Raw genomic sequence first — 24,517 nt, 5'->3', positions numbered from 1 at the left:
GCTACGAGTCGGCGCGCCAGAGCAGGTCGCTCAGCCGGTCGATGGCGCCGCGCAGGTGTCGCTTGTAGGTGGAGGCCGGCAGGCCGAGCCGGTCGGCTGCCGCCTCCTGGGTGGTCGGGCCGTCGAAGTAGGTGGCAGCCAGCACCCGGTGCAGCTTCGCGTCCCGGGGGTCGTCCCGCATCGACCGTGCCGTGGCGGTCAGCACCGTACCCAGCGCCTCGGCCGGGTCGATGGCACCGGACCCAGAGCTGAGGGTCACCACCGCGCTGCGGGTCAGTGGGTTGCCCCGTAGCCGGGCGGGGTCGTGCAGGTGCCGCAGGGCGGCGCGGACCGCCTTGTCGAAGTCCGGCCGGGCCAGGACGGTACGCGCCGGCGGGTCGACCGTCGGCCCTGGTGCGCCGGCCAGGGGCCAGGCGGTGATCCGGTCGGCCCACACGTCGACCGGCACCGCCCGCCAGTCGTGGGCGTACATGTCGAAGGGTCGGCCGCCGACGACCGGCCGCGGCTCGACCAGCCGGTGGTCGATGAACTCGGCGACCCCGACCGCCTCGGGGTCGAGGCTGACGAACGACCAGGCGACCCGCTCCGACCTGATCCACCCTTGCAGGGTGCGCACGTGCATCAGGTCCCGCACACCGGAGCTCCGCTGTCGGGGCAGCGGGTAGCTGAACCTGGTCAGCAGGATGTGCTCGCCCGGCCGGGGCGGCGCAGTGGCGACGTACCGCCAGGCTGCCGCGACCACCGGGTCGACGGCGACCTCCTCAGGGTCGGGCCCGGTCAGCCGCAGCGTCACCTGGAAGCCGGCGACGACGGCGTCGACCGAACGGCGGTACACGTCGAACGCCTCCGGCTGGCGGTCCAGCCAGAAGGCGACCAGGTCGGCTCCCCCGTCGTCGGCGTCGCGGGCGATCCGCAGCAGCGTCGTGCGGTCGGCGACCCGCAGCTGGTCCGGGTAGACCGCGCCACCGGCGCGACGCATCGCGTACGGCGCCATGATCGGGCTGTCCTGCAGGATGTGGTACAGCGAGCGGACCGCCGGCAGCACCGCGTCGCCGCTGGCGGCGCGGGCCCGGTCGAGCAGGTGTGCGGCGACCCGGGCGTGCATCACCTGGTAGCCGTGCGGGTCGCGCCACCGCAGGTCGGCGTCGAGCACACTGCGCACCACGTCGTGCGGCATCACTCCGTCCTGGTCGGACTCGACGAACGGCAGCCGACGCAGCCAGGCGAACAGTTCGGCGGCCGGCTCGCCGACCACCGCCCGCAGCAGGTCCTCGGTGGTGGTCAGGGCATGTGAGCAGGTCTCCAGGGCGAGCCGGTGCTGCGCCGACGGCACCTCGCCGACGAGCTGCCGCAGCAGCGTCGCGACCACGTCCGGGGACGGGGCCCAGCTGGCGGCTCCCTGGCCGTCGCGGACGGCGACCGTCGCGGAGAGATTCAACGCGAACGGGTGCCCGCCGGCGAACCGCAGCAGCCCGTCCCACAGCTCCGGCGGGACGCCCCGTCGGTCGAGCAGCTCGGTGGCGGACTCCGGCGGCAGCTCGTCGAGGCCCACCACCTGCAGCAGCCCGGACCAGCCGAGGTCGGAGGTCCACTCCCGGTCCGGCGGGTGCTGGCTGGCGATCACCACCAGCACGCCGTCGGGGATGCGCGGCAGGAACCGGTCCCGTAGCCAGCTTTCCAGCCCTTGGCAGCGTTCGAAGGTGTCCACCAGCAGCACCGAGGGCGCGCCGCTGAGAGCCGCGTACGCCGCCGCGGTGAACCCGGCCGGGGACGGGTCGATCCCGGCGCTGTCGATCTGGACGACGATCCGGCCGGCGTCGCGGGCCAGCGCCGCGAAGCGACGCAGCAACATGGACTTGCCGATGCCGCCGGGCCCGTGCAGGTACCACACCGGAAGGCTGTCGGCGGCCCCGGCGAGCGCGGCCCGGAAGGCGGCAAGTTCGGCGGTACGGCCGACGAACGCCTCGTCGCGGGCCGCTCCCAGTCTGTCCGCCAGCCGCCCCGCCACCGCACCCCCTGTGTTCCAGCCCTGGAGGCATACTACGTTGCGTTACTACCACCGGTGCACGGCAGCCCCGCTTACGCGCTCAGCGGCCGGATCGGCTCGCCAGCCGGTAATCGGTCGTCGCTCTGCGTACCGGTGGGAGTGGTCGGTGAGCGGCTCGTCCACGAAGGACCGTGCCGGTTGCCGGTGGGTGCTCACCCCTGCTCCCGGCATGGCTCGGTGTCGTTGCTCCCGGCCGACGCGGTGGGGCGCAGCCGGGCCATGTCGTCGAGATCGATCGACTCCCCGCCGACCGCCAGGAGCAGGCCGTCGGCGGTCACGGTCAGTTCCTGGTACGTGAGCCCGGCGGGCAACTCGGGCAGTTCCCGCTCGATCCGGCGCTCGCCGAGGGCACCGGGCAGCTGGTCGGCGCTGCGGCGCAGGCCGAACAGTTCGACCTCGACCGGGGTGATGCGCAACATCCGCCCGTCGAGCTCCGGGACGGCGTACACGGTGACCGGTAGGGCCTGGCCGAGCATCTGCGCGGTCAGCTCCACCACGAGCTGACCGTTGTCGGTGCCCCGGATGCGCAGGTCGGACGCGTCGAACAGTCCACCACCGAACACGGTGCCGGCGTCGGGCGCGGTGTCATCCGATGTGGTGTCGTCCGCCGCGCCGCCGTCCGGCAGGGTTCCGGCCAGCTCGGTGAGCCGGCCGAGGTCGATGGTGGCCGCTGCGGACAGCTGACCGACCCGCACGCCGGACGGGCTGGTCAGGTCACCGACGATCTCGACGTCGCTCAGCCGCACGGTCACCCCGGCGACCAGCGGCTCACCGCCGATGTCCAGCCCACCGCCGATGTCCAGTTCGCCGCCGCCGAGCTCGTCGGCGGTGATCGTGAGCCCGGCGAACCGCCCGGTCAGCAGCTGGCTGACGAACGGGAAGCCGTGCACGGTGACGCGGGGCGGCTCGGCCATCCCGGTGGCACAGGCCACGGCGTCGGCGAGCCGCCCGGCGACCAGCCGCGCCGCGACCCGGTCGGCGACGAGCAGGGTGGCGAGGACGAGCCCGACCGCTGTGACCGCCAGCCACGCGCGCCGACTACGTGGTCTCCAGATCCGCATGCCCCGATCACACCCGCCACGGATGGGAGCCGGACGGGAGGAAGATGAAAGTCCGTTAAGACCGTGCCGCGGCGAGCAGATGGTCGACGACGTCGGCCGCCGAATAGTCGACGCCGTGGCGGGTCAGCTGACGCAGGAAGGCCAGGTCCTGCCCGAGGGTCACCAGCGGTGGCTCGGCGTAGCCGTCCGACCGGTGCTGGCCGAGGCCGACCGCCGCGACCAGGCCGTTGCACAGGCAGCGGCTGCCGACGGTCTCCTCGACCGACCCGCCCTTGCGCACGTACTCGTCGACCGGTTCCGCCGGGCAGCGGTACCCGACACCACCACCGTCACGGCGGTACGGGGTCCGCAGGTAGCCGAGGTCGCACAGGCGGGGCCGGTCGGCGTAGATCTGCTCGTCGGCGACGGTGTCCGGCAATGCGGCGATCTTGAACGGAAACCCGGTCGGCGAGGCCCGTACGTCGTTGCGCACCACCAGTGCGCCCTGACCGGCCTCGTGCAGCATGCGTCGGCGGATCGCCTCGTCCAGCCCGGACTCGCGGCACAGGGCGAACGCCGTACCGACCTGGACGCCGGCGGCCCCGGCGGCGCGGGCCTCGGCCAACCGCTGCGGGCCGGTCTGCCCGCCGGCCAGCCAGAACGGCAGCCCCAGACCGGCCACCTTCGGCACGTCGAGCTGGTCGCGCGGGCCGTACACCGGTTCGCCGTCGTCGTCGACGGTGAGCCGCCCGCGTGGGCGGGCACTGTGGCCACCGGCGACCGGGGACTCCAGGACGAAGCCGTCGGGGCGGGTGACCTCGTCGCGGGCGAGGTACCCGGCCAGGGTCGCGGAGGAGACGATCGCCAGCAGCCGGGGGCGGCGCAGGTCACCGACGGCCTCGCCGAGCAGTTCCACCGGGTTAAAGCGGACGTGGTGCTCCTCGCCGGGAACGGCCCCGTGCACCGGCACGGTCAGCCGTACCGGACGGTGTCCGGCGAGCCCGTCCAGCAGGCGCGGGATCTCGGTCGGCAGCCCGGCACCCATCAGGACGTAGTCCACCCCGGCGAGCATGGCACCGTACACCGCCGCCGGGGTCGCCAGCTGGATCTTCTCCAGATAGTTCACCCCGACCGGACCGTCGTGGCCCTCGCGGGCCAGATCCACCTCGACGAAGTTCGCCACGACGGCCAGCAGTTGACCGTGGCGGGCGGTCCGCAGCCCGAGCCGGGGCACCGGCCGGTACGCGGCCGTCGGCGACGCCCCGTCCGGTACGAAGTACCGGTCCTGCACCTGTTGCGCGATCCGGGGCACCGGGAACCGGGCGAGTGCCCGTCGGACGTGCCCGCCCGGGTCGCCACGCTGCAGGCGACGGGCGAGCAGTACGTCGAGGGCCACGCCGGAGACCACGCCGAGCTGGCCGGTCCGGGCGACGGCGCGGGCCAGGCGCCAGCTCGACACGCCGACGCCCATCCCACCCTGTATGACCGCCGGCAGGCTCGTCGCGGCCGGCGTCGGAGTGTGTGCCACCCGTTCAGCGTGGTCGCTGCGACGCCGGCCGGCCAGGGGATCGCCGCCCGGTGTCGTCGGGCACAACGCCTCTACCGCTGGCCGGTATGTCCTGGGAGCGGGCAGCACGGGGCCGCGCGGGCAGGCCGGGCCACGGGCAGCGGGCCACGGGCCACGGGCAGCGGGCAGCGGGCAGCGGGCAGCGGGCAGCCAGTGTCTGCGTCATATGCCGGCGAAGACCTATGTTGCGCGCCTTTCGGATCTCCGCGACGAATCGTCAGGGGAGTTGCGGTCCTGGATGGATCATGGCTACCGTGCGCTGTCCTTCGTGAATAGACCGTGCGAAGCGACATTCGTTGAATCGTCCAGCGGGGAGACAAACAGCGCATGCACATCAGGACACCTTTCCGGCGGATCGCCGCGGCCGGCCTCGCCGCCGGCCTCGCCGGCCTGTCGATCGCCACACCGGCGCGGGCCACCGAGCCGGCTGACGTCGCCTGGGCCCAGCCGTACATGGAGTACGTGGTCAACATCGCGATGGACGCGACCATCCCGAAGCCGGTCAAGGTCACCATTGAGAACAGCGTCCCCACCACGGCCGTGGACGTGTCCGTGACGATCGACGCCTCGATGGTGTCGGACGCGTTCCAGCTCGACCTGCCGGGCACGGACCAGGGCTGCACGGTCGCCGGGAAGGTCGCCACCTGCGTTCTCGACGAACTGCCGGGTGACTCGTCGCACGTCTACACCATCGACGCCCTCCCCGGCGATCTCGAGGTCCTCGAGTACCAGGGCCTGATCCAGGTCACCACCTCCGCCGCGAACATGCCGCAGGACCAGCAGACCGAGGGGTACGTCCAGCTGGCCTGGCCCGGGGTCGACCTGGTCGTCGCCCCCATCGACGACGTGACGCTGGAGCCGGGTCAGAGCATGGCCGTGCCGGTCGAGGCCGCGAACGTCGGTACGGTGGCCGCCGCCGGGGTCGAGGTGGTGCTCAGCGTCGGGCTGGACCTGGAGCTGCCGGACCGGTACGACAACTGCGACTACGACGCAAACTTCCTGGAGCTGACCTGCCAGATCCTCGGTGAGGTCGGCCCGGGGGAGGTCTTCGCGCTGCACGAGGAGACCCCGCTGCGGGTGAAGGTCGCCGACGACGCACCTGGCCCGGGAGAGCGGATCGTCAACGTCGTGGTGCACCCGCTCGGCGACGAGCAGGTCTCCGCGCTCGGGTTCCGGTCCGCCGAGGCGGCCGGGGAGCAGTTGCGGCTCACCTCGGTGGAGCCGCTGTGGGACCTGAACGACTCCGACAACTGGACCGACTTCCTCGTCGACATCCCCAGGCAGCCCGCCGACACCGTCGCGGTCGGTGCCACGGTGGACGGCAGCGTCGGCGACACGGTCGACATCGAGGTGGGGATGCGCAACGACGGGCCCGCCAGGCTGAACTCCCCGAACGAGGTGTGGGCACCGTCGGCACTGGTCACGCTGCCGGACGGAGTCGAGGCGGTGACCGTCGACGAGCGCTGCACGCCGGTCGTGGACGACCAGCCGGTCTGGGACGACCGGGGCAAGCCGGTCGGCCTGGTCTACCTGTGCTTCCCGACGCACAGCCCGGTCGCGGGTGAGTCGTACCTCTTCGCATTCCAGGTGAAGATCGTCGGCGCGGCCGGTGCCGTCGGCACGGTCGTCGTCGACGGTGGTGTACAGGACCCGGACACCAGCAACGACGTCGCGGAGATCACCCTCGGCACGGGCGGTGGCGGCGGCGCCGGCGACGGGCTGCCGGTCACGGGTGCCCCGGCCGCGCTGCTGGCCGGCGCCGGAGCGCTCCTGGTCGCCGCTGGCGCGGTGGCGGTGCTGATGTTCCGCCGTCGTCGGATCGTCACGGTCGTCGACTGACCGTACGCACCTGCGCACTGACGGATGCCGCCGGGCCGTTGGCCCGGCGGCATCCGCCGTTCGTCACGGCCGACGGGCGGCCAGCCGCTCGATCAGGCCGAACCACAGCCGCCGGCGTCCCTCGGCCACGAAGCCGCCGCGCAGCGCCAGGTCGGCCGGGTGGGCGTGCCGCCACCGGTGTTCGCGGTGGTCGAGCAGGAGCAGTCGGCCGCCGGGTCGCAGCACCCGGCGCATCTCGGCGAGTACGGCGGCCCGGTCGTACACCGAGCAGAGCGCCAGGGTGCAGACGACAGTGTCGAACGACTCGTCGGCGTATGGCAGCGCGGCGGCGTCGGCCTGCCCGAGGGCGACCCGCCGGCCGGCGGCGGCGGCCCGACGCCGGGTGACGTCGAGCATGCCGGGGTCGACGTCGATGGCCACCAACTCGACGTCGGATGGGTAGAACGAGACGTTGCGGCCGGTGCCGACGGCGATCTCCAGGGTCCGGCCGGTCGCCCGACGGCACAGCCAGGGGCGGCTGTTGCCGACGATCAGCCGTTCCGCCCACAGCCCGACGGTGTCCATGGTGATCATTGCTGTCCCACCAGGGTCAGCGCGGCGACGGTGCCCGCCACCAGGAACGGCCCGAACGGCAACTGCTGCGACCAGCGGATCCGGCCGAGCAGCAGCAGCCCCACCGCGACCGCGCCGGAGCCGACGAAGGCGACGAGCAGTCCGGCCAGGACGGTCGGCCAGCCGAACCAGCCGAGCACCGCGCCGATGCTCAACGCCAGCTTGGCGTCGCCGAGGCCGAAGCCCCGGGCACCGAAGATCACCGTGGTGGCGGCGAACAGCAGGGCGACGGCCGCACCGGCGGCGACGGCGCGCAGCCCGGCGTCGGGCCGGCCGGTGACCAGTGCGGCGAGGCCGAGCAGCGCCCAGGTGCCGGCCGCCGCCGGGTAGGTGAGCCGGTCGGGCAGCCGGTGCACGGCGAGGTCGACGAAGACCAGCGGGACCATCCAGGCGGCCCACCAGAGCAGTGCGATGGTGACCGGCCAGGGCGTGCCGGCGGCGAGGACCGCGAGCCCGACGACGAGCCCGACGGCTTCGACGGCGAACGGGGGCGCACCGATCCGCGTACCGCAGCCGTCGCAGCGGGCCAGGGCGGACAGCGTCCGGGGCGACCGGCGCGGTCCGATCGGGGCCCGGCACCGTGGGCAGCCGGTACGCCAGGGTTCACCGGCCGGGACCGCGTGGGCGGCGACGGCCCACCGCAGCACCGGGGTGATCACCGGTACGCCGACCAGACCGGGTCGAAGCATCCGACCAACACCTCACTCTCAGTAGTTTCATGATCGCTGACTCTGCGTGGCACCGGACCCGACGCGCCGGGCCGAACCACTCGCGCCATCCAGCACCACCGACCGCCGGACCGAGACTCCACCCCATCGACGGCGACTTCCAAATCGGACAGAACGCGAACGTTGCCGGCAATTCGCTAACGCCGATGGCCGTTTTCGATCAGTTGTCATCGCTTGACAGCGCGACCACCCCCGGCTCCGGGAGATGAACAGGAATAGACGGACGGCACTCCTCCTTCCATCGCCACCGAACCCAAAGATCGTGACTCTGAGTGTTGTTCTGAATTGCCCCTGTTGCTGTCGCGAGCGTCAGCCTATGCTCCCCCCTTGAGCGATGCACTACTGCCGGGAAACATCGGACTCCACCGGCTGAATTGTGTCGTTGGCGGAGGTGAGCGCGCAGCCGGAGGCAACCGGAGGCACATTCCAGCGGGGAGTGCGACCGCACCCCGGAACATCGACGTTGGTAATAGTGTCGGTCACCGTACGCCGCGACGTCCGGCCCGGCAGGCACGAGGAGGACGGACCGTGGGGCTCACCGCGCCACGCTGGGCAGCAGCGACGCTCGTCGCGTCGGCGCTCGCGGCTGTCGGCCTCACCGCGTGCGCCACCGAACCGACCGCCGCGCTGCCGCCGCTGACCGCACCCGCCGCCACCGACGACCCGGCCGCCGCGCAGGCGGCCGACGCCGCTCTCGCCGCGTACGAGGGGTACCTCGCCGTCGCCGAGGACGCCGAACACGAGGCAGACCCGCATCACCCCGATTTGAAGAAGTATCTGGCGGATCCTCTCCTGACGCAGGTCCGGCTGGGCATTCGAGACGCAAAGGAGCGTGGAGCCATGCGTACCGGCTCACTCATCTCCGACCCGACGGTGACCGAAGTCAATCTTGATTCGGTGCCGGTGACGGTGGTGATCCAGGACTGCCTCGACGCCAAGAATTACCGGATGGTCTACGCCGACGACACCGACAAGGTCGTCCCCGGCACCGAGGTCGGCCGCTACCTGGCCACCGCCACCGCGACCCGCTACGACGACGGTCGCTGGCTGATCAGCAGCGGCGTCGCCCACCCGGACCAGCCATGCTGACCGCCGCCGACCCGAAGCAGCCGGGCCGGCTCGCCGGCCGGGCCGTCGGCACCCTGCTCACGGCAGTCGCCGGAGTCGCCGTGCTGGCCGGCGCCGCCGTGCTGGTCGCCGCCGCGCCGGTCGCCGCCCAGTCCGGCAGCCAGTGCACGATCACCCAGGCACACTGCGACGGCTGGAGCGAGGGGCCCGGCGACGACGGCGGTGGCGGCGACTCCGGCGGTGGCGACGGCGGTGGTGGCGGCGACTCCGGCGGTGGCGACGGCGGTGGTGGCGACGGCGGCGGGGCCGGCCCCTGCTACCGCGACGGCGTCGAGTTGCCCTGCTACGACGACATCGTCGGCTGGTTCAACCGCGAGGACGAGTGCTACTACAAGGCCGCCGAACCCCAGCCGCCCGGCGGCCGGGAGGGTTGGACGGCGTATCAGATCAGTTGCGTAGCCGGGCAGGTCTCCCTCGAACCGGAATGGCTCGAGAACCCGCCGCCTGGGTACGAGGCTCCGCCGGACCCAGCCGAGCTGCGCCGCCGCGCGTACGCCCGGATCGACTTCGAACGGCCGGCGCTGCACACCGCGCCCGACCCCGACCAGGCACCGGGCCTGGTCGGCCTGCCGGTCTGGGTCTGGTCCGAGCGCACCGAGGCCGCCTGGGGGCCGCTCGATGAGTCCGAACGCGACCGGGACGTCAGCGTCGTCGTCCGCGCCGAGGTCAGCGGAGTCACCATCGACATGGGCAACGGCGACAGCGTCGAATGCGCCCCCGGTGACCTTTTCGACGCCTACCAGCCGGGCGTCGACGACCCGCTCGATCCCAGCTGCGGATACCTGCCGGGCTACCGGGCCCCCGGACAGTACGCGGTCACCGCGACCGTCACCTGGAACGTGACCTGGACGATCAACGGTGAGCCGCAGGGCACCTTCGCCACCCTCGACTTCGAGTCGGTTCCGGTCACCATCGAGATCGACGAGCTTCAGGTGGTGCGCGAATGACCGTGGCGACGACCCATACCGGCACCGGCACCGACGCCCCGGTCACCCCGCCGAAGATCGTCCGGCAGCGGCGGATGCGGCCCGGCCTGCTCGGCCTGGCGGTCCTGCTGATCGCCCTCGGCGGGCTCGGTTCGGCGTTCGCGGTCACCTCGGTCCGGGCCACCGGCTCCTACCTGGCGATCGCCCGCGACGTGCCGGTCGGCACCGTGCTGAGCGCCGACGACCTGGTGACCGTGCAGGTGGCCGGCGGGCAGGCGATCAAGCCGGTGCCAGCCAGCCAGCTCGACCAGGTGATCGGCCTGCGGGCGGCGGTGGCCCTGGTGCCGGGCAGCCTGCTCACCCCGGCGCAGCTGACCAACGAACCGATGATCGGGCCCGACCAGCAGCAGATCGCCCTCGGGCTACGCGCCGAGCAGGTGCCGGCCCGGCGGCTGAACCCGGGCGACAAACTGCTGCTCGTCGGCACCCCGGGGCGCAACGCCGGCGATGCCGCGGTCACCCGGTTCGACGCGACCGTGATCGACGTGGCCGCCGACGACCGGGGCGGGGTGATCGCCTACCTGGCGCTGGCCGCCCGGGACGTACCAGCCGTGGTGGTGCTCGCCGCCGAGAACCGGGTCGCGGTCGTGCTGACCCCGGCGGCCTGACGGATGGCCATCGTCGCCCTCGTCTCGGCCAAGGGGTCTCCCGGGGTGACCACCAGCGCGCTGGCCTGCACCCTCTCCTGGCACCACCGGGTGGTGCTCGCCGAGTGCGACCCGGCCGGCGGGACGCTGATGGCCGGCTACCTGGGTGGCGCGTTGGCCGGCCCCCGCGGCATCGGCGAACTCGCCGTCAGCGAGCTACGCGACGGCAACCTGGAGGAGGCGTTCTGGAGCCAGCTGGTCGACCTGGACGCGCCCCGGCGGGAGCGGCTGCTGCTGCCCGGGGTCGTCGACCCCGCGCAGATCGGCAGCGTCACCCCGCTGTGGCAACGCTTCGCGGACTTCTTCGTCGGCCTTGAGCAGGGTCGACCACCGTACGATGTGATCGTCGACTGTGGTCGGCTGTACGTCGCCAACCCACCGTGGCCGATCCTGCGGGCGGCGACGATCGTCCTGGTGGTCGCCGCCGCCCACCTGCCCGACCTGTCCAGCGCCCGCTCGGCGGTCGCCACGATCGAGCGGGACTTCGCCGAACACCGGGTGCCGCCCGGATCGCTGCGGCTGCTGCTGGTCGGTGACGGGCACAGCCGTGCCGAGATCAGCAAGGCCCTGCAGCTGCCGGTGATCGCCCGGCTGCCGGCCGACCCCCGGACCGCCGAAGTGCTCAGCCACGGCGGCACCGTCAAGCTCAACCGGCCGCTGCTGCGCGCCGCCGGGGCGCTGGAGGTCCCGGTCCGGTCGCTGATCGAACGCCGGCAGGCGCGGCTGCGCTGGCCCGCGCTGGAAGGGGTCCCGCATGCGGTTTGAACCAGTGTCCAGCGACCCCCGCGACCACCCGGTCCAGCAGCCGGCCCGACCCGACCAGCCCGCACAGCCAGACCAGACCGCGCAGCCAGATGAGCCGACCTGGCCCGATCAGCCGGTCGGGACCGACCAGCCCGCGCGACCGTGGTCCGGCCGGCCGGACCCGGTCACCTCGATCACGCCGCCGCTGGGCCCCAACGGCATCCCCGGCGAGACCGGGCCGGACCAGGTGCCGACGACGTACGCCGGCCGGCGCAACTGGCCGCTGCTCGCCCCGCCCGGTCCACCGGCTCCGCCCGGCCTGTCGACCCCGATCGCGGCGGCGCTCACCGCCCCGACGGTGCCGGGCACCCCCGCAGTGCCGGGCACCCCAGCGGCACCGGGCACCCCAGCGGTACCGGGCGTGCCGGCGGTACCCGTACCGCGTACCGCCGGGCCGACCCGGCCGGGTAGCCGACCCGGCGGCGCACCACCCGGCCGGCCGACCGCGCCGCCGACCAACGGCCACCACCCGCCGGCCAGCGGCGGTGCCCGCGCCCCGCAGACCGGCGGCGGTGTCCGCACCCCGACCGCCGCCGCCCCGCCCCGGCCCCGCACCGACTTCGCGCTCGTGCGCGAACTGCGCCGCGAGCTCAGCACCCGGCTGACCCGCTGGCAGCGCGGCCGCGAATTCACCATCGACGAGGAGGACGTCGAGCGGGCCCGGATCGCGATCGCCGTCGTCGCCGAGTACGCCGACCAGGTCCGTCGGGCCGGCACCCCGCTCACCGCCCACGAGGAACGGGTCCTGCTCGACCAGGTCACCGCCGAACTCGTCGGCCTCGGCCGGCTGCAGACCCTGCTGGTCGACGACACCATCGAGGAGGTCCACATCCTCGGCTGCGACCAGGTCCGGATCACCCGCCGCGACGGGCAGGTCGACTGGCACGATCCGATCGCCGACAGCGACGACGAACTCGTCGAGATCCTGCAGGCCGCCGCCCGCCGGGCCGGCGCCACCGAACGGTCGCTGTCCACCTCGAAACCCACCCTGGACCTGCAACTGCCCGACGGCAGCCGGCTCGCCGCCGTCTACCTGGTCAGCCACCGGCCGTACGCGGTGATCCGCAAACACAACACCCTCGACATCAGCCTCGACGACGTGGCCGGCGGCCGGGCCGACCTCGACGAGATGATCGACGTGCTGGTCCGCGACTTCCTGCGGGCGTCGATGCGGGCCGGGCTGAACATCATGGTCGCCGGGCTCGCCGGGGCCGGCAAGACCACCGTCATCCGGGCGTTGATGAACGAGATCCCGGCCAACGAGCCGTACGTGCTGCTGGAGGAGAGCCGGGAGCTGCTGCCGGCGAAACGCACCGAACGGCACCGCGCGGTGATGAGTTTCGAGGCCCGCGAAGGCCACGGCGAACGGGGACTCGACGGCCGACCCGCCGGCGAGGTCAGCATCGCCGATCTGATCCCGGTCTCGCTGCGGATGGGCGTACTGCGGATCATCGTCGGCGAGGTCCGCTCCCGGGAAATCGTCCCGATGCTGCAGGCGATGACCACCAGCCGGGGTTCGATGTGCACCATCCACGCCCGCACCCCGTCCGGGGTCGGCGAACGGATCGTCGAGTTGGCCCTGTCACACGGCCGGGAAATGACCGTCGACCAGGCCCGACGGATGGCCGGCAACGCCCTCGACCTGATCGTCTACGTCACCGTCGAGGACGAGACCGGCATCGGCGGGCGCAAGCACCGGTTCGTCTCGCACGTCGAGGAGGTCATCGGCGTCGGCGAGGGGGGCCGGATCGCCACCACCACCGTCTTCGGTCCCGGACCGGACGGCCGGGCCATCCCCCGGCACCTGCCGGAACGGATCCGCGAACAGCTGATGCGGGTCGGCTACGACGTACGCGGCCTGACCCGCTACATCGAAGCCGGGGTGGGTGGCTGGCGGCGGCCCCGGCACAGCGTGCTGCGGGGTGGCCGATGAACCTGCCCGCCAACATCGAGGTGATCGCGGTCATCGCCGGCGCGGCCTGCGTCGGCGGGCTGGTCCTCACCATCGTCGCGGTGATCGGCACCAGCCGGCCACCCGGCCCGCCGTCGCGCACCGGCCGGCTGGTCGCGCGGATCTGGCAGGGCTCCGGGGCCGGCCAACGCGAACAACGCCAGCACCAGGCGCTGCTGATCGCCGCCGGCCTGGCCGGCGTCCTCGCCTTCCTGATCACCGGGCTGCCGATCGCCGGCCTGCTGGTCGCGGTCGCGGTGCCGGGCGCGCCGTGGCTGTTCAGCGTCGGCAAGGCCGAACGCCGGGCGATCGCCCGGATCGAAGCCGTCGGCGAGTGGACCCGCCGGCTCAAGGACGTCTCCGGCACCGGCCAGGGGCTGCAGCAGGCGATCATCGGGACCGTCGCGACCGCGCCGGCCGAGATCAATTCCGAGGTACGGGACCTCGCCGCCCGGCTGCAGGCCGGCTGGCTGGGCCGCAGCGCGCTGCTGGCGTTCGCCGACGAGATCGGTGACCCGGTCTGCGACCAGGTCGTCGCGGCGCTGATCCTGCACCTCACCGACCGGGGTGAACGCCTCGGCGACGTTCTCGGGTCGATCGCCAACGCCGCCGCCGCCGAGGTCGCCACCCGCCGCGAGGTGGAGGCCAAACGGACCCAGCCCCGGTTCGCCGTACGGTTCCTGACCGTGATGACCCTGGTCGTCCTCGGGTACGGGCTGGTCAACCCGGCCTACATGGCCCCGTACGGCACTCCCACCGGACAGCTGGTGATGACCGCGCTCGGTGGCCTGTTCGTCGCCCTGCTGGTCTGGGTGCGGCAGATGAGCATCCCGCCCCGCCCGGCCCGGTTCCTCGCCGCGCCCGAACCGGAGGAGGTGCTGCGGTGACCTTCGACTGGCAGCTGCTCCTCAACTGGCAGACGACCATCGCGGTCGCCGGTGGCGCACTGGTCGGGTTCGGCGTGTTTCTGCTGGTCCGGGAGACCAGCCCGGCGACGCCGGCGCTCGGCCCCGCGCTGCGCCGGCTGCACCAGGCCCAGGAAAGGCCCCGGGCGGTCGCCGCCGACGGCGACCTGGCCTGGCTGACCGGGGTGGTCCGCTGGCTACGGCCGCCACACAAGGAACTCGCCCTGCTCGGGCGCACCCCGGAGCAGTACGCCCTCTCCCTGCTGTTGTCGGCGCTGATCGGGCTGGCCGCCCCGACCGTGCTCACCATGGCCCTCGGGGTCGTCGGCATCGACCTGCCGGTCGCCGTACCGGTGATCGCCGGGCTGGCGCTGGCCGTCGGTGCCGCCGTGCTGGCCCACCAGGACGTGCTGAGCCGGGCCGCGCAGGCACGACGGGAGTTCAGCCGGGCGGTCTGCACCTACCTGGACCTCGTCGCCCTGCAGATGGCCGCCGCGCACGGGCCGGTCCAGGCCCTGGAACGGGCGGCGAAGGTGTGCGACGGATGGGTGTTCGAGCGGATCCGGGAGGCGCTGCGGCTGGCCCAGCTGCAGATGCACTCGCCCTGGGACGAGCTGCGGGACCTGTCCGACCAGATCGGCGTACCGGAGCTCGGCGACGTCGGATCGATCATGCAGTCGTCCGGCACCGAAGGTGCCCAGGTGCACGAGACGTTGCGCAGCCGCGCCGACTCGTTGCGCGACCAGATCAGGACCGACAACCTGGCCCGGGCCGAAGCGGTCACCGGTCGGCTCGACATCCCGGGCGCCTTCCTGGTCTTCGTCCTCATCGGATTCGTCCTCTATCCCTTTCTGGCCCGCATCTGACCGCGGTATCCCCCGCCAGCCCCTCCCGAAAGGACCCGACATGCAGGTACTGACCCGCCTTCAGGTAGTGGTGGCGCAACGCCTCGCCGAGTTGCGCGACGCCACCGAACGCGACCGGGGCGACAGCCCGGTGCCGACCGCCGTGATCATCGTCGGCCTGGCGCTGGTCGCCATCGCCGTCCTCGCCTGGGCCTCCAACCTGGCCTTCGACTTCATGAACGCCAACCCGGACCCGAGCAACGACCTGCCCGACCCCAACAACATCCCCGGCGGCAACGGCGGCGACGGCACCGGCGGCTGAGCCGTACCGTGCCGCGCCCGCCCGACCGACGCACGGGCCGGGCCACCGCTGACCCGGTGGTGGCCCGGCCCGGCGGACGCGCCTGCCCGGACCGGGGGGCCGCCCCGGTCGAGTTGGCGATCCTGCTGCCCGGAATCCTCGTGCTGCTGTTCGCCTCGATCCAGGTCGCGTCCCTGTTCCTGGCCCGGACGGTGGCGCTGACCGCCGCCCAGCAGGCGGTCAGCGCCGAACGCGGCTACGACGTGCTGGGCAGCGGCAACGCCGACACCGGGGTCGGCGCGCAGCGGGCGGCGGCGTTCCTGGCCGGTGCCGGCGACTGGCTCGACCCCGACCCGTTGCCCGAGCCCGTGGTCGACTCCTCCGGACGCTACGTCTCCTACACCGTCAGCGGTACGGCGTTGTCCCTGGTGCCCGGCGTGACCTTCACCGTGAGCGAGACCGCCACCGGCGAGATCGAACGGTTCGAGCAGTAGGGGGTGACCATGCGACGACAGGCGGCGCGGCGCGGCACCGACGCGGCGGGTGCGGCGCAGCGCGGGTCGATCTCGGTGGAGGTCGCGATCCTGACCCCGGTGTTCCTGCTGCTCATCGTCGTCGCCTGGGTGAGTGGGCGGACCGTGGTGGCCCGCAACGCCCTCGACGCGGCGGCCCACGACGCCGCCCGCGCCGCCTCCATCTCCCGGACGAAGGCCGAGGCGCAGACCCACGCCGCGCACGCCGTACAGCAGCGGCTGGACTGGGCCGGGATCGCCTGCGCCGACGAACCGGTCCCGAACTTCCAGCACGACGGGGTGGACACCCTCACGGCGGCGTTCGACAGCCCGCCCGGTGCCGCCACCGCACTGATCCACGTCCGGATCACCTGCGCGGTGCGCTTCGACGACCTCGGGCTGCCCTGGGTGCCGGACGACCGGCTGCTCAGCGCCGAGTTCCGGTCCCCGTTGGACCGGTTCCGGGGGCGGCAGTGAAGCCGGCGGGCGGCCGGGCCGCCGTCGACGCCGGTCGGGTCAGTGTCTTCCTGGCCGTGGCGTTCATGGCGGTGGCCACCGTCATCGGGATCACCGTGGACGCCGCCGGCAAGTACCGCACCCAGCATCGGGCCGACAACCTGGCGGCCGAGGCCGCCCGTACCGGTGGGCAGCAGATCGACATCGGGCTCGCCGTCGGCGGCGACGGCGCGGTCCTCGACGTGGTGGCGGCGACAGCAGCGGTCGACGCCTACCTCGACGACCTGCCGCTGGTCACCGGGCACACCGTCACCGTCGCCCCCGATCAGCAGCAGCTGACGGTGACCGTCGACATGTCCTACGAAACCACCATGCTCAGCCTCTTCGGCTTCCCGTCGGCCATCCCGGTCACCGGGCAGGCCACCGCCCTGCTACGGACGGAGCCCTAGCAGGCCGCGAACCCCTCGATAGGAGCGGACATGAGCACGACGCGCGTCACCCCCGCCCGGCGGCTCGGGCAGGTCGTCACCGGCCTGGGCGCCCTGATCGTCCTGTTGATCCTGCTCGCCGGGGCACCGGTCGCGTTGCTCGCGTTCGCCGGCAACCCGCTGCCCGACGAGGTGCCGTCGGCCGCCGCCATCGGTGCCGCCCTGACCAGCCGCGACGACGGCCAGTTGTTCCTGCGGGCGTTGGCCGTCGTCGGCTGGCTGGGTTGGGCGACGTTCCTGGTCTCCGTACTGGTGGAGGTGCCGGCGCGGCTACTGCGCCGGCCGGCACCCCGGCTGCCCGGACTGAACCGGCAGCAGCGGGTCGCGGCCGCACTGATCGGGTCGATCTCGCTGATCCTGGTGGCCAGCCCGGCGGCGGCGTTCGCCGCACCGGGGACGGTCGAGGCGACGACGGTGGTGGCGGCGAGCACCGGGTTCGGTGCGGCGCCAACCGACGCGCCGGCCGCTGCCGGCCGGGCGACCCCGCACCAGCTGGCCGGTGCCGGCCAGGCCGGGCCGCTGGTCTCGCCCGCCGCGCTGCACACGCTCGCCACCGCAACGGCGTCCACACCAGATCGGCCCGGCACCGACGCTGACGCCACCGACCCGGTGTACCGGGTCGCCAAGGGCGACTACCTGGGCCACATCGCCGACCGCTACCTGGGTGAGTTCGGCGACTACCGGCAACTGGCCGCGCTCAACGAGATCGACGACCCGGACCGGATCCGGGCCGGCCAGCTGCTGCGGTTGCCGGCCGACGCGACGGACACCGGGGTACGGCCACACGCCAACGGCACCGTGCTGGCCCCGGAGTCCCCCACACCACCGGCGGCGGAGCAGCCGGCACCGCAACCCCCGGCGGCACCGCAACCCCCGGCGGCACCGCAACCCCCGGCGGCGCAGCAGCCGCCCGCCGGGCAGCCGACGACTCCGCCGCCGACCGTCGACGTACCGTCCGACGCCGGCACCGCGCCGACGCAGCGGCCGGCCTGGCCGATCGGCGACGACGGGGCCGCCGGCAACCTCGGCGGCGGGGTCTCCGCCGGGTCGTCCGGGCCGCAGCAGAACCTCAACCGACCGCTCGCCGTCGCCGCAGTGATCACTGCGGCGAGCATCGTCGGCGCGCAGATCGGCACCGTACTGGGGCTCAAGCGGCGGACCGCCGGGGCACCGACCGACTCCGGCCGGCACCGCCGCTACCGCGACTGAACCGGGCTGGCACCGGGCACACGCAGCTGCCGCTTGTCCGGTTTGCCGCTCGGACCGACCGGCACCGCGTCGATGAAGGTCACCGTGCGCGGCCGGCTGCCCTCGCCGAGCTGGTCGGCGACCAGTTCGGCGAGCGCCGTCGGGTCCGGCCGCTCGGCGGTGGTGGGTACGACGAAGGCGTGCACGGCCTCCCCGGTCTGCTCGTCGGGCCGTCCCACGACGTACGCCTCGGCGACGGCGGGATCGCTGGCCAGGACCCGTTCGATCGGGCCGGCGTAGCGGATGTCGGCGTTGACGATGATCACGTCCCGGGTGCGGCCGAGCAGGTACAGGTAGCCGTCGTCGTCGAAGCGGGCGAGGTCGCGGGTGCGTACCCAGCCGTCGACGAACACGGCCGCCGTCTCGGCCGGGTCGGCCAGGTAGCCGACCGCCTGCGACGGGGTACGGACGAACAGTTCGCCCACCTCGCCGGTCGGCACCGGGTTGCCGGCGCTGTCCCGGATCTGCGTCCGCACCACCTCGGGTGGCCGGCCCACGCTGGCCAGCCTGGCCGGCACGGCGGCGGTCTCGGCCGGCGTCATCAGGGTGATCAGACCGGTCTCTGTCTGGCCGTACCCGTGGTAGACCACCGGCCCCAGCACCGCCTGGGCCTGCGCCAGCCGGCCGGGCTCCAGTGGCGAGCCGGAAACCATCAGGGCCCGCAACGTGCTCAGGTCGACCGGGTCGGTGAGCTGGCCGGTGACCAGCTGATGCAGTCGGGGTACGGCGGTCACGCTGGCGGTGGCCCGCAGTCGGGCGATCGCGTGCGGCAGGAACGGTTCCGGGCCGCCCGTCGGTTCGGCCACCACGGCGGTGCCGCCGGCGGCCAGGGCCAGCGTGGTGTACTCCATCATCACCAGGCTGCTCAGCGAGCCGAAGACCAGGAACCGGTCCAGCTGGGCGGCGAGGTCCCGGACGACCGACGGCCACCGGTCCGGGTACGGCGCCCAGGCCGCGCCGAGCCCGGCGTAGGTCTCCATGCAGCCCTTCGGCTCGCCGGTACTGCCGCTGGTGTAGGTGATCCGCCCGATGTCGTCCGGCCGGCCCGCGCAGTCCAGCGCGTTCGACGAGGCCGCCGCCGCGAGCAGATCGGTGACCCCGTCCACCGGGCCGACGGCGAGCAGGTCGAGGCCGTCGGCGGCGGCCCGCAGGCTGTCGGTCGCCGTCGACCGGTCGACCACCACCGCCCGGTTGGCCGGGGCACTGGCGCCACCGGTGAGGACGTGCCGCAACTGCCCCGGGGTCAGTCCGGTCCGGACACCGGCGACCCGGGCACCGACCACCTGGGCGGCGATCATCGCGGCGAACGCCACCGGGTCGACACCGAGCGAGATCGCCACCCCGTCGCCCGGTCCGATCCCGGCGCTACGCAGGCCGGTCGCGATCCGCCCGACGGCGTCGAGCAGTTCGGCCCCGGTGACGACACGCTGGCCGTGTTCGAACACCGGTCGGTCGGCGGCGGCGGCGAGCAGGTCCAGGATCGCCTGCGGGTGACGGTCGGGGGCCATGGCGGCGACCCTAGCGGTACGGAATCAGAGATTCCTCAGACCGTTCTGTCCGGCGGGCGGGCAGCCGTACTGAGAGCGTTCTGAGAATCCGTCGATACGGTCAGCGAGGTGACCCGTCATACGGCCACCAGGCTCGGTGTCATCGACCCGACCGGCCCCTTGCACCCGGCCAACCTACGGCGCGTGGCTGCCGCAGTGCACATCGGAGTGACTGCGGCGATACGCGGCCGGGTGCGGGGTGGCCGTTCGTCGCCGCGGGCCGGGCGCGGATGAACGGGCACCTGGTGGCCGTCCCCGCCGCACCGGTGAACCTGGCCGACCTGCGGGCGGCGGCGCGGCGCCGGCTCGACCCGGCCCACGACGACTTCTTCGCGGGCGGGGCCGGCGACGAACGGACGGTACGGGACAACGAGGCCGCCTTCGACTCCTACCGGGTGCTGCCCCGGGTGCTGCGCGGTATCGGAGCACGGGACCTGCGGACGACGCTGTTCGGCGCGACGATGTCGATGCCGGTCCTGGTCTCTCCGACGGCCTTCCACCGGCTGGCTCACCCCGACGGTGAGGTGGGCTGTGCCCGCGCGACTGCCGCCGCCGGCACGATCATGGTGGTGAGCATGGCCGCGACCACCCCGGTGGAGGCGATCGCGGCCGCCGCCGCGTCGACGACGCTGTGGTTTCAGCTCTACCCGCAGCCGGACCTGGCGTTCACCGAGTCGGTGATCCGCCGTGCGGAGGCGGCCGGCTGCGCCGCCCTGGTGGTCACCGTCGACTCGCCGGTGTTCGGCCGCCGCGAACGGGACCTGCGGCACGGCTTCCTGGACCTGCCGGACGGGCTGCGCTGCGAGAACATGCGCGACCCGGAGACCGGCGAGATCCGGCCGATCACGATGGACGCCAGCCTGGACTGGCAGCGGATCGAGTGGCTGCGCGGCATCACCCGACTGCCTGTCGTACTCAAGGGCATCCTGCATCCCGCCGACGCGGTGCTGGCCGTCGACCACGGCGTCGACGCGATCCTGGTGTCCAACCACGGCGGACGGCAGCTCGACGGCGTACCGGCCAGTCTCGACACGCTGCCCGCCGTCGTCGACGCGGTCGCCGGCCGCCTTCCGGTGCTGCTCGACGGCGGGGTGCGCCGGGGCACCGACGTCCTCACCGCACTGGCGCTGGGCGCGACCGCCGTCGGCGTCGGCCGCCCGGCGCTCTGGGGTCTGGCCGCCGACGGCGAGACCGGCGTACGACAGGTGTTGGAGCTGCTGCGGTCGGACCTGGACCGGGCGATGGCGCTGGCCGGGGTCGCCCGGCCGGCCGACGTCACCCCGGACCTGATCAGACCGGCGGTACGGCGGTGACCGGGCTCGCCGTACCGGTGCTGCTGGCCGTCGCGGCGGCGGCCGCGCTCTGGACGCTGCCCCGGTGGCTGCCGCCGGCGGTGATCTGGCTGCGCCAGTGGGTCTTCGCCCGGGTCAACGGTACCGAGGGGATCCCGGTGCCCGGCCCACTGGTCGGCGCGGAACACTTCGAGAAGGTGTACGCGAACCCGGCGGCGGACGGGCGCAGTCGGGGTGCCGGGCTGTCCGACCTGTTCTGGTACTGGCTGGCACCGGGGCCGCACATGCATCAGGAGCATCTCGAGCCGGGTGAGCGGTACCGGACGGTGGCCCGGGCCACCCGGCGGGTGCTGGCGGTGTCACACGACCGGTCGACGGAGCTGGCCGCCGAAGCCGCCCGCCGGCAGTTGGACCGGCTACCGGCCGACCGGGTCAGCCGGGTCCGGCTGCGGGACCTGACGATGCCGATCTGGGCCGAGGCCTACTACGAGCTGGTCTTCGGCGAGCCGTGCCCGCCGGACGCCCGGGCGTTGATCGTGGCGAACGCCGACGACGTGGTGACCGCGTTGAAGTGCTGCGGGTTGCGGCACATGGACCGACGGGACCGGTTGACCCGCTACCTGCGGGCCCGTGTCGACGCGGGCACCTCCCCGGTGGTCCTGCCGGAACCGTTCACCGCGCAGGAGACCGCCTGGTGGCTGCAGGGTGCGTTCTTCAACACGGCCGTGGTGCAGATGTCCGAGGCGATGGCGCATCTGCTGCTGGCCATCGCCCAGCATCCGCCGACGCAGCTCGCGCTCCGCCGGGCGCTGGACGGGCCGGCGGCCGACGCCGACCGGCTGCTGGACCGGGTCATCGACGAGACGATGCGGGTGCATCCGCTGTTCGGGGTGGCGCACCGGATCACCTCGGCGCCGATCGAGGTGACCCCCGACGTCACGCTGCCGACCGGCTCGGTGCTGCTGTTCAACTATCTCGCCTACCAGCGGACCGGGCCGGCGGCAGACGAGGACTTCGACCCCGACCGGTGGCTGCGGCTGTCCCGGCGGGAGGCGCACTTCCTGCCGTTCGGCGTCACCGCGAACCGGGCCTGTCCGGCGCGCGGCGTCGCACCGGTGATGATGCGCGCGGTGGCCCGCGAGGTGCTGCGCCGGTACGCGTTGGTCTCCTCGGTGCGCCACGACCGGTCGTTGCCGAGCCGGGGCCCGTGCTACCTGGTCCCGGCCGGGCCACCGGCCGACGCAGTGGCCGGGCCGCCAGCCGACGCCGCTGTTGTCGCCGCCGGCGCGGCACCGGGCCGGCTGCGACTGTGGTCGATGCGCACCGGGGACCGGTGGGCCGACGTGTGGCGCAGCCTGGTCCAGCTGGTGCTCGGCACCGTGATGGTGCTGCACGCGCGCCGACTGCGGTTGTGCGCCAACCACTTCGACCGGGCCGAACCGTCCACCCTGCCCCACCGAAGTCCCTAGAAATCGATTAGACCCTATGGGCAACCGTGCCCTGTGTGCGATTCTCGGCGGGTGATGACGGCAAGCGTGACGTCGCCACCGGCACACCGCCTGCTCCTCATCGAGGACGACGCCGAGCTCGCCGGTCTGCTGACCGAGATGCTCGCCGACGAAGGCTACCGGGTCGACACCGCCCGCGACGGGCAACAGGGACTGCATCTGGGGTTGACCCGACCGTACGACGTCATGGTCATCGACCGGATGCTGCCGGCGATCGACGGGCTGAACCTGCTCGCCCGGCTGCGCTCCCGCGCGGTCGGAGCCCGGGCGCTGATCCTGACCGCGCTCGGCGCGGTCGACGACCGGGTCGCCGGGCTCGACGCGGGCGCCGACGACTACCTGGTGAAACCGTTCGAACTGGACGAGTTGGCGGCCCGGCTGCGGGCACTGTGCCGGCGCAGCGTCCACACCGCCGAGACGGTACGGATCGGCGCCGGCTGGCTCGACCTCGGGCTGCGCGACGCCGTCCTGCCGGACGGCTCCCGGGTCGCGCTGTCGCTGCGGGAGTTCGAACTGCTCCGGGTGATCGCCACGGCACCGACCCGGGTGCACTCCCGGTCGGGGCTGCGCCGGCAGGTCTTCGACGATGCCCACGCTACGTCCATCGTCGACACGTACGTCTACTATCTGCGCCGCAAGCTCGGCCGGTCGGTGATCCGGACCGTGCACGGACTCGGCTACCGGATCGGGGAACTCTGATGTCACGATCGTCGGCCGAACCGTACGGCACCTCCTGGGCAGCCGCCGAACGTACCGTCCTCGCGCGGGCCAGGCTGCGGGTCGGCGTCCTGGTCGGCCTCGCGGTCACCGCGCTGGTCACCCTGGTCGGTGGCATCGCGTACGGCATGCTCGTCCACGGCCAGGAGAAGCAGATCGACCGTGAGCTGCGGTACGCCGCCAGCCGGGTCGACCCGGCCGGGCCACCGGGTTGCACCTGGATGTTCCTGCGCAGCGGCGACCACCTGCGCAGCGGCGTACCGTCGCCGCCCGTCCCCGCCGGGTTCCCGCTGCACACCGCCATGGAGGCCGTCGCCGCCACCGGAGTCGCGCAGTCGACCACGATCGAACGCAACGGCACCGTCTACCATGTCCTGACCCAGCCCAAGGGCGACGACACCGTACAGGCGGTCTTCGACGCCCGCTACCACCTCGCCGACCGCCGGCAGCTGCTGCTGGCGCTGACCGTCACCGAGGCGATCGGGCTGATCGCCGCGCTGATCAGCGGGCTCGTCGTCGGCTGGCTCACCGTCGCGCCGCTGGCCGACGCGCTGACGCGCCAGCGGCGCTTCATCGCCGACGCCAGCCACGAACTCCGGACACCGATCGCACAGGTGCACACCCGCGCGCAACTGCTCGCCCGTCGGGCCCGCAACGGTACGCTGCCGACCGGCTACGCCGCCGACCTGGAACGGCTGGTCGGCACCACCCGACAGCTCGGTGAGGTCGTCGACGACCTGCTGCTCTCCGCCCGGCTCGCCGCCGCCCCCGACCGGGTCGCCGACGCCCCGGTGGACCTGGCCGCCGTCGTCGAGGGCGCGGTCGACGCCGAGACCGACCGGGCGCAGGAGTTCGGCGTCGTCATCGCCCTGACCGCCGCCGACGGCCCGCTACCGGTTACCGGGGTTCCGTCGGCACTGCGCCGGGTGGTCTCCGAGCTGCTGACCAACGCGTTGCGCCACTCCCGCCCCGGCGGCCGGATCGACGTCGACGTACGCCGGTCCGCCGCCGGCGACACCGTCGAGTTGACCGTCGCCGACACCGGCGAGGGCTTCGACCCCGACGAACGCATCTTCGACCGGTTCCATCGAGGTCCCGGGTCGGACCGCCGGCACACCGGCCTCGGCCTGGCGCTGCTGCGCGAGGTGGTGACCGCGCATCGCGGCACCATCGAGGCGACCGGCCATCCGGGGGCCGGCGCGCGGTTCACCGTACGGCTTCCGGTTGCCGGCGGACACGTGACCCGCCCGGCGTCGACCGCCGGCCGGTTCCTGACCGGCGGCGTGACCCTCGGCCGCGCCTGGCGGTCCCGACCCTGACCGGGGCGTCCCTGCTCTTCAGGGGCTTGT

General features: G+C 73.4%; 23 protein-coding genes. 17 read left to right on the top strand and 6 right to left on the bottom strand.

The window, feature by feature from the left end; all coding sequences use genetic code 11:
* Position 1: 1 nt before the first annotated feature.
* From O7608_RS05615 to O7608_RS05605, 3 genes are all read right to left on the bottom strand, one after another.
* Positions 2-2,008 carry an AAA family ATPase gene (locus O7608_RS05615; protein ID WP_289208952.1) on the bottom strand — a complete coding sequence of 669 codons (2,007 nt, stop codon included), beginning with the start codon at positions 2,006-2,008 and terminating at the stop codon, positions 2-4.
* A 191-nt stretch (positions 2,009-2,199) separates the two neighbouring features.
* Positions 2,200-3,108, bottom strand: coding sequence for an LmeA family phospholipid-binding protein (locus O7608_RS05610; protein ID WP_289208951.1), 909 nt, complete (start codon positions 3,106-3,108; stop codon positions 2,200-2,202).
* 55 nt (positions 3,109-3,163) lie between these two features.
* A complete protein-coding gene (locus tag O7608_RS05605) occupies positions 3,164-4,558 on the bottom strand; it encodes a nitronate monooxygenase (RefSeq protein ID WP_289210794.1) in 1,395 nt (464 codons plus the stop codon).
* A gap of 423 nt (positions 4,559-4,981) precedes the next feature.
* Between O7608_RS05605 and O7608_RS05600 the strand changes: the two genes are divergently transcribed.
* Positions 4,982-6,493 carry a COG1361 family protein gene (locus O7608_RS05600; protein ID WP_289208950.1) on the top strand — a complete coding sequence of 504 codons (1,512 nt, stop codon included), beginning with the start codon at positions 4,982-4,984 and terminating at the stop codon, positions 6,491-6,493.
* Positions 6,494-6,556: 63 nt separating this feature from the next.
* On the opposite strand, the gene O7608_RS05595 is transcribed toward O7608_RS05600, so the two are convergent.
* Together O7608_RS05595 and O7608_RS05590 are read right to left on the bottom strand one after the other, a co-directional pair.
* Positions 6,557-7,066, bottom strand: a complete 510-nt coding sequence (locus O7608_RS05595) for a class I SAM-dependent methyltransferase (RefSeq protein WP_289208949.1) — start codon at positions 7,064-7,066, stop codon at positions 6,557-6,559.
* Positions 7,063-7,794 carry a prepilin peptidase gene (locus O7608_RS05590; protein ID WP_289208948.1) on the bottom strand — a complete coding sequence of 244 codons (732 nt, stop codon included), beginning with the start codon at positions 7,792-7,794 and terminating at the stop codon, positions 7,063-7,065. Before O7608_RS05590 ends, O7608_RS05595 begins: the two co-directional genes overlap by 4 nt.
* A 666-nt stretch (positions 7,795-8,460) precedes the next feature.
* Between O7608_RS05590 and O7608_RS05585 the strand changes: the two genes are divergently transcribed.
* From O7608_RS05585 to O7608_RS05530, 12 genes are read left to right on the top strand one after another with little or no spacing between them, the layout of a single operon-like run.
* A complete protein-coding gene (locus tag O7608_RS05585; RefSeq protein ID WP_421361428.1) occupies positions 8,461-8,922 on the top strand; it encodes a hypothetical protein in 462 nt (153 codons plus the stop codon).
* A complete protein-coding gene (locus O7608_RS05580) occupies positions 8,916-9,908 on the top strand; it encodes a hypothetical protein (RefSeq protein ID WP_289208946.1) in 993 nt (330 codons plus the stop codon). The genes O7608_RS05585 and O7608_RS05580 overlap by 7 nt, the downstream gene beginning before the upstream one ends.
* Positions 9,905-10,555 (top strand): SAF domain-containing protein, encoded by a 651-nt coding sequence (locus tag O7608_RS05575; RefSeq protein ID WP_289208945.1) that lies wholly within the window; start codon positions 9,905-9,907, stop codon positions 10,553-10,555. The genes O7608_RS05580 and O7608_RS05575 overlap by 4 nt, the downstream gene beginning before the upstream one ends.
* 3 nt (positions 10,556-10,558) lie before the next feature.
* Positions 10,559-11,359: a CpaE/TadZ family protein gene (locus O7608_RS05570; RefSeq protein ID WP_289208944.1), complete on the top strand. Its 801-nt coding sequence runs from the start codon at positions 10,559-10,561 to the stop codon at positions 11,357-11,359.
* A complete protein-coding gene (locus tag O7608_RS05565; RefSeq protein ID WP_353850500.1) occupies positions 11,349-13,331 on the top strand; it encodes a TadA family conjugal transfer-associated ATPase in 1,983 nt (660 codons plus the stop codon). Before O7608_RS05570 ends, O7608_RS05565 begins: the two co-directional genes overlap by 11 nt.
* Complete coding sequence (locus tag O7608_RS05560) at positions 13,328-14,236, top strand: type II secretion system F family protein (RefSeq protein WP_289208943.1); 909 nt, start codon at positions 13,328-13,330, stop codon at positions 14,234-14,236. Before O7608_RS05565 ends, O7608_RS05560 begins: the two co-directional genes overlap by 4 nt.
* 14 nt (positions 14,237-14,250) lie before the next feature.
* Positions 14,251-15,120, top strand: a complete 870-nt coding sequence (locus tag O7608_RS05555) for a type II secretion system F family protein (protein WP_289210793.1) — start codon at positions 14,251-14,253, stop codon at positions 15,118-15,120.
* A 40-nt stretch (positions 15,121-15,160) separates the two neighbouring features.
* Complete coding sequence (locus O7608_RS05550) at positions 15,161-15,421, top strand: hypothetical protein (protein WP_289208942.1); 261 nt, start codon at positions 15,161-15,163, stop codon at positions 15,419-15,421.
* Between the two features lie 56 nt (positions 15,422-15,477).
* Positions 15,478-15,894, top strand: a complete 417-nt coding sequence (locus O7608_RS05545; RefSeq protein ID WP_289210792.1) for a TadE/TadG family type IV pilus assembly protein — start codon at positions 15,478-15,480, stop codon at positions 15,892-15,894.
* 9 nt (positions 15,895-15,903) lie between these two features.
* Positions 15,904-16,389: a TadE/TadG family type IV pilus assembly protein gene (locus O7608_RS05540; protein WP_289210791.1), complete on the top strand. Its 486-nt coding sequence runs from the start codon at positions 15,904-15,906 to the stop codon at positions 16,387-16,389.
* The gene (locus O7608_RS05535) at positions 16,386-16,817 is read left to right on the top strand and encodes a pilus assembly protein TadG-related protein (protein WP_289208941.1); all 432 of its coding nucleotides are present in this window, start codon (positions 16,386-16,388) and stop codon (positions 16,815-16,817) included. The genes O7608_RS05540 and O7608_RS05535 overlap by 4 nt, the downstream gene beginning before the upstream one ends.
* A gap of 30 nt (positions 16,818-16,847) precedes the next feature.
* Positions 16,848-18,065 carry a LysM peptidoglycan-binding domain-containing protein gene (locus tag O7608_RS05530; RefSeq protein WP_289208940.1) on the top strand — a complete coding sequence of 406 codons (1,218 nt, stop codon included), beginning with the start codon at positions 16,848-16,850 and terminating at the stop codon, positions 18,063-18,065.
* On the opposite strand, the gene O7608_RS05525 is transcribed toward O7608_RS05530, so the two are convergent.
* A complete protein-coding gene (locus tag O7608_RS05525; protein ID WP_289208939.1) occupies positions 18,053-19,612 on the bottom strand; it encodes a class I adenylate-forming enzyme family protein in 1,560 nt (519 codons plus the stop codon). The genes O7608_RS05530 and O7608_RS05525 overlap by 13 nt on opposite strands.
* Before the next feature lie 269 nt (positions 19,613-19,881).
* Between O7608_RS05525 and O7608_RS05520 the strand changes: the two genes are divergently transcribed.
* The 4 genes from O7608_RS05520 to O7608_RS05505 all read left to right on the top strand — a co-directional run bounded on the left by O7608_RS05520 (position 19,882) and on the right by O7608_RS05505 (position 24,487).
* Entirely contained in the window at positions 19,882-20,964 is a 1,083-nt protein-coding gene (locus tag O7608_RS05520) for an alpha-hydroxy acid oxidase (RefSeq protein ID WP_289208938.1), read from the top strand.
* A complete protein-coding gene (locus O7608_RS05515; RefSeq protein WP_289208937.1) occupies positions 20,961-22,412 on the top strand; it encodes a cytochrome P450 in 1,452 nt (483 codons plus the stop codon). The genes O7608_RS05520 and O7608_RS05515 overlap by 4 nt, the downstream gene beginning before the upstream one ends.
* 66 nt (positions 22,413-22,478) lie before the next feature.
* On the top strand, positions 22,479-23,150 hold the full coding sequence (locus O7608_RS05510; RefSeq protein WP_289208936.1) for a response regulator transcription factor: 672 nt from the start codon (positions 22,479-22,481) through the stop codon (positions 23,148-23,150).
* Positions 23,150-24,487 carry a sensor histidine kinase gene (locus O7608_RS05505; RefSeq protein ID WP_289208935.1) on the top strand — a complete coding sequence of 446 codons (1,338 nt, stop codon included), beginning with the start codon at positions 23,150-23,152 and terminating at the stop codon, positions 24,485-24,487. The genes O7608_RS05510 and O7608_RS05505 overlap by 1 nt, the downstream gene beginning before the upstream one ends.
* Positions 24,488-24,517 lie beyond the last annotated feature (30 nt).

The sequence above is a fragment of the Solwaraspora sp. WMMA2056 genome (assembly GCF_030345095.1).
Classification (GTDB): Bacteria; Actinomycetota; Actinomycetes; order Mycobacteriales; family Micromonosporaceae; genus Micromonospora_E.
The sequence above is the reverse complement of the archived record's forward strand: the minus strand, read 5'-3'. Positions and strand labels throughout refer to the sequence as shown.

Coding starts and splice junctions, on each gene's coding strand:
- O7608_RS05520 (WP_289208938.1), top strand. CDS start 19,882: ATGAACGGGCACCTGGTGGCCGTCCCCGCCGCACCGGTGAACCTGGCC.
- O7608_RS05560 (WP_289208943.1), top strand. CDS start 13,328: ATGAACCTGCCCGCCAACATCGAGGTGATCGCGGTCATCGCCGGCGCG.
- O7608_RS05600 (WP_289208950.1), top strand. CDS start 4,982: ATGCACATCAGGACACCTTTCCGGCGGATCGCCGCGGCCGGCCTCGCC.
- O7608_RS05565 (WP_353850500.1), top strand. CDS start 11,349: ATGCGGTTTGAACCAGTGTCCAGCGACCCCCGCGACCACCCGGTCCAG.
- O7608_RS05580 (WP_289208946.1), top strand. CDS start 8,916: ATGCTGACCGCCGCCGACCCGAAGCAGCCGGGCCGGCTCGCCGGCCGG.
- O7608_RS05530 (WP_289208940.1), top strand. CDS start 16,848: ATGAGCACGACGCGCGTCACCCCCGCCCGGCGGCTCGGGCAGGTCGTC.
- O7608_RS05595 (WP_289208949.1), bottom strand. CDS start 7,066: ATGATCACCATGGACACCGTCGGGCTGTGGGCGGAACGGCTGATCGTC.
- O7608_RS05605 (WP_289210794.1), bottom strand. CDS start 4,558: ATGGGCGTCGGCGTGTCGAGCTGGCGCCTGGCCCGCGCCGTCGCCCGG.
- O7608_RS05575 (WP_289208945.1), top strand. CDS start 9,905: ATGACCGTGGCGACGACCCATACCGGCACCGGCACCGACGCCCCGGTC.
- O7608_RS05540 (WP_289210791.1), top strand. CDS start 15,904: ATGCGACGACAGGCGGCGCGGCGCGGCACCGACGCGGCGGGTGCGGCG.
- O7608_RS05505 (WP_289208935.1), top strand. CDS start 23,150: ATGTCACGATCGTCGGCCGAACCGTACGGCACCTCCTGGGCAGCCGCC.
- O7608_RS05590 (WP_289208948.1), bottom strand. CDS start 7,794: ATGCTTCGACCCGGTCTGGTCGGCGTACCGGTGATCACCCCGGTGCTG.
- O7608_RS05610 (WP_289208951.1), bottom strand. CDS start 3,108: ATGCGGATCTGGAGACCACGTAGTCGGCGCGCGTGGCTGGCGGTCACA.
- O7608_RS05570 (WP_289208944.1), top strand. CDS start 10,559: ATGGCCATCGTCGCCCTCGTCTCGGCCAAGGGGTCTCCCGGGGTGACC.
- O7608_RS05525 (WP_289208939.1), bottom strand. CDS start 19,612: ATGGCCCCCGACCGTCACCCGCAGGCGATCCTGGACCTGCTCGCCGCC.
- O7608_RS05550 (WP_289208942.1), top strand. CDS start 15,161: ATGCAGGTACTGACCCGCCTTCAGGTAGTGGTGGCGCAACGCCTCGCC.